This is a genomic window from Paenibacillus xylanexedens (assembly GCF_007676705.1).
Lineage (GTDB): Bacteria > Bacillota > Bacilli > Paenibacillales > Paenibacillaceae > Paenibacillus > Paenibacillus xylanexedens_C.
On the sequence record NZ_VEBF01000796.1, the window covers coordinates 1 to 227 of the forward strand.

A 227-nucleotide genomic window follows, 5' to 3' on the forward strand; every position below is an offset into this window, starting at 1 on the left:
ATCCAACATCACCGAACACTTCTTCCAACTCAACACCAAACTTCCACCCCAGATTTTACACAAATACGTCAACTATCATCTTAACCTTCCTATTCTCGGACATTTCCATCCCCATAACACCAACACCCTCACACATTTCATCTATCACTCCAACAACCGCAACCATTTTTTCTTTTTCAAAAACAAACAGCAAGCGCTTCAAAACTTGCATAATATCACTTAATCCC

General features: G+C 39.6%; 1 protein-coding gene. It reads left to right on the top strand.

All coding sequences use genetic code 11. The features are described from left to right. The first annotated feature begins 7 nt into the window (after positions 1 to 7). Positions 8 to 223 carry a DUF4180 domain-containing protein gene (locus FS628_RS33415; RefSeq protein WP_369008930.1) on the top strand — a complete coding sequence of 72 codons (216 nt, stop codon included), beginning with the start codon at positions 8 to 10 and terminating at the stop codon, positions 221 to 223. Positions 224 to 227: the final 4 nt, after the last annotated feature.